Source organism: Aphanizomenon sp. UHCC 0183 (assembly GCF_009712065.1).
Classification (GTDB): Bacteria; Cyanobacteriota; Cyanobacteriia; order Cyanobacteriales; family Nostocaceae; genus Dolichospermum; species Dolichospermum heterosporum.
Window position 1 is genome coordinate 1 of the sequence record NZ_VILC01000158.1, and the last position, 3880, is coordinate 3880.

Consider the following 3880-nt stretch of genomic DNA (forward strand, 5'->3'; position numbering starts at 1 on the left):
AAAAATTCTACAACTTCACATTAGGAGGAAGTAGCACTTTATTAATCACATGAATTACGCCATTACTAGCTTTAACATCTGCTTTAGTAACTTTGGCGTTACCTACATACACTACGCCTTTTTTAGCTTTTATATTTACTGGTTGACCTTCAACTGTTTTTACATCACCAGGTTTGATATCTTTAGCGTAAACTGCACCCGAAACTACATGATAGGTCAGAATTTTGACTAAAGTTCCTTTGTTTTCTGGCTTCAAAAGTTTTGCTAAAGTTCGTTTTGGTAAGGCAGCAAAGGCTGCGTCTGTGGGTGCAAATACGGTAAATGGTCCTTGACCAGATAGGGTTTCTACTAAACCTGCTGCTTTAATAGCTGTTACCAGGGTTTTAAAAGAACTGTTACCACTGGCAACATCAATAATTGTGCCTACAGTGGTTTTATTAGTATCAGCTTTCTCGCTTATGGGCGCACTCTGGTTGTGTTCTGCAAAAGCAGGAACACTGACGAAAAGGGTGGTTGCAGCTACAGCAATAGCAAGTGTTTTACTAAAAACGGAATTCATGATTTCTCGCTCCCACAAATTTTAGTTGAAATTCACTACCAAAATTGTAACAGAATTTAACAATTTATGTTCATTTGTAACTATTCTGCCAGCATTATTAATAACTGTGCCTCTGTCAATTGGCTAATTCCTAAATTCTGGGCTTTTTCTAGCTTAGAACCGGCATCTGCACCCACAACTAAAAAGTCTGTTTTTTTGCTAACTGAATCAGTAATTTTACCACCTGCTTTTTGAATTAGGGCTTTGGCTTCATCCCGTTTTAAGGTTGGTAATGTGCCGGTGACGACAAAGGTTTTCCCAGCAAAATTTTGATTAATTTCTGCTGCTACTTTGGTTTGGGTGCTGTTGGCTAATTGTAAACCAATGGTCTGGATACGGGAGATTAAGGTTTGATTGGCTGGGGTGCGAAACCATTGATAGACTGATTGGGCGATTTCTGCACCGATACCATAAACGCCTGCAATATCTGATTGTCTGGCGGCTGTTAACTCGGCGACGGTGGTAAACTTCTCGGTGAGTAATTGGGCGTTGACGCTGCCAACGTGACGGATGCCTAAACCATATAATACTCTAGACCAGGGTTGGGTTTTTGATTGAGCGATCGCCTTCACCAATTTTTCTGCCGATTTTTGTCCCATGCGTTCTAACGCAGATAATTTATCTGTTGTCAATTCATATAAATCAGCAATGGAATGTATTAAACCCTTGTCTACGAGTTGATACACCAACTTTTCTCCCACACCTTTAATATCTAAAGCGTCACGACTGACCCAATGTTCAACCTCACCTTTAAGAATCGCAGCACAGGAAGCATTTACACATCTAGTAACAGCTTCGCCCGTTTCTCTGACCACCTGTTGACCACAGACGGGACAATGGGAGGGCATAATGAAAGGTTGAGTATCAGCGGGACGTAGTTCTTTGATGACCCGGACGACTTCGGGAATGATTTCTCCGGCTTTGCGAACAATCACGGTGTCGCCAATACGGATATCTAATTGCTCAATGCGATCGCTATTATGTAAGGTAGCACGGGAAACAGTTGTTCCCGCTAATTGTACTGGCAACATTTCCGCTAAAGGAGTTAATGCCCCAGTTCTGCCCACATTGACAGTAATTTTTACTACACGGGTTGGGGCTTCTTCCGCCGGATATTTTAAGGCTATAGCCCAGCGGGGAAACTTCTGTGTAAACCCCAATTGTTCTTGGAGTCTAAACGTATTTAATTTAACGACAACACCATCCGTCATATAGGGAGAATTCAGCCGTTCTGTATCCCAATATTGGTAATATTCAGCAACTTCAGCGATAGAATGGCAGAGTTTATGATTGGTATCCACTCGAAAACCCATTTTTTGCAACAATTCCAAAGCCTCCCATTGAGTATTGGCAATACTAGAATCATCCAAGCCTGTAATATGCAGAGTATAAGCAAAGAAATCTAACTGTCGCTGTGCTACAATCCGTGAATCTAATTGTCTGAGCGTACCCGCTACAGCATTGCGCGGATTAGCAAATAACTGTTCTCCAGCCTTTTGTCTCTTCTCATTAATTTCCTTAAATACCTGTAAAGGTAAGAATGCTTCTCCTCGGACTTCCACCTTAGCAATATTTTCTAACCCGTCAAAATTCAAACGGAGGGGAATTGAGCGAATAGTCCTGACATTTTGGGTAATATCCTCACCCATTACCCCATCTCCTCGCGTTGTCCCCCTGACTAAAAAGCCATTTTCGTAAGTCAAAGCCAAAGCTGCACCATCAATTTTTAACTCAGATACATATTCTACTTCTCCGGTATTATACTGAGTAGGTGAGTATCGCCGCCACCGCTGATCCCAACTTTGCAATTCTTCAATATTGAAGGCATTTTCCAGGCTATATAGGGGAATGTTGTGACGAACTGAAGTAAAATGGGTGGCAGGGCGATCGCCAACACGCTGAGTTGGACTATCAGGAGTAATTAATTCGGGATTTTGTGTTTCTAATTCTTGCAACTCTCGATACAGCCGATCATAAACCGTATCTTCCATAACTGGCGCATCTAAAACATAATAGGCATAACTAGCTTGTTGCAATAAGCGGCGTAACTCTTCTATACGTTTTACTTCCGGCTGATTTGACATCATCAGTTTCATAACAAAAAATAATAACGGTGGGAATTTAATTATAGGAATCCGGTTTGATTCTGTGAATTTACTTGTGTGGTCAGGGAACAGGGAACAGTCAACAGTCAACAGTCAACAGTCAACAGTCAACAGTCAACAGTCAACAGTCAACAGTCAACAGTCAACAGTCAACAGCAAACAGCGAACAGTCAACAGTCAACAGTCATCATGACTCAAACATTCATAAACAAACCCCCCATTATTATCGCTCATCGTGGTGCAAGTGGCTACCGTCCCGAACATACTTTAGCTAGTTATGAATTAGCAATTGATTTAGGTGCTGATTATATTGAACCCGATTTAGTTATTACTAAAGATGGTGTTTTAATTGCCCGTCATGAAAATGAAATCTCTGAAACTACAGATATTGCTAATCATCCCGAATTTGCTCATTTAAAAACCACGAAAATTATTGATAGTGAAATTAAAACAGGTTGGTTTACAGAAGACTTGACCATAGCAGAAGTCAAAACCTTAACAGCTAAAGAACGTATTCCCCAATTACGCCCTCAAAATCTAGTTTATGAAGGAATATTTCCTATTCCCACTTTTACAGAAATCATTGATTTAGCCCAGCATAAAAGTCAAGCAATTGGCCGTAATATCGGCATTTATCCTGAAACGAAACATCCCAGTTATTTTCAATCAATTGGTTTACCATTAGAAGACACTTTATTATTAAGCTTACAAACAGTTAATTTACCCATATTTATTCAATCCTTTGAAGTTAGTAACCTCAAAGAATTGTCTCGAAAAACAGATTTACCATTAGTCCAACTCATTAATGATACTGGTCAACCTTACGATTTTGTGATTAATCATAATCCCCGAAATTATGCAGATTTATTAAATCAAAAAGGGTTGAAAGAAATTGCCGAATATGCCCAAGCAATAGGTGTAAATAAAAACTTATTAATTCCCAGAGATAATCATGGTCAATTACTATCACCAACATCTTTAATTATAGATGCTCATGCAGCTAATTTACAAGTTCACGCTTGGACTTTTAGAAATGAGGATTTTTTCTTACCCTTAGACTGTCAGGGAAATCCTGAACAGGAATATCAATCATTTTTTAAATTGGGTGTAGATGGTGTATTTAGTGATTATCCAGATAAAGCCTTAAAAGTCAAACTCTATGAATAATCTAATAATA

Annotated in this window: 3 protein-coding genes; 1 reads left to right on the plus strand and 2 read right to left on the minus strand. The window is 39.4% G+C overall.

All coding sequences use genetic code 11. From position 1 onward, the window contains the following. Positions 1–7 precede the first annotated feature (7 nt). The gene (locus tag FJR37_RS25525) at positions 8–559 is read right to left on the minus strand and encodes a fasciclin domain-containing protein (RefSeq protein ID WP_168467462.1); all 552 of its coding nucleotides are present in this window, start codon (positions 557–559) and stop codon (positions 8–10) included. 80 nt (positions 560–639) lie between these two features. Next, positions 640–2685 carry an NAD-dependent DNA ligase LigA gene (gene ligA, locus FJR37_RS25530; RefSeq protein ID WP_168467463.1) on the minus strand — a complete coding sequence of 682 codons (2046 nt, stop codon included), beginning with the start codon at positions 2683–2685 and terminating at the stop codon, positions 640–642. Between the two features lie 207 nt (positions 2686–2892). Between ligA and FJR37_RS25535 the strand changes: the two genes are divergently transcribed. Beyond that, positions 2893–3870, plus strand: a complete 978-nt coding sequence (locus FJR37_RS25535) for a glycerophosphodiester phosphodiesterase (protein WP_168467464.1) — start codon at positions 2893–2895, stop codon at positions 3868–3870. The last annotated feature ends 10 nt before the right edge of the window (positions 3871–3880 follow it).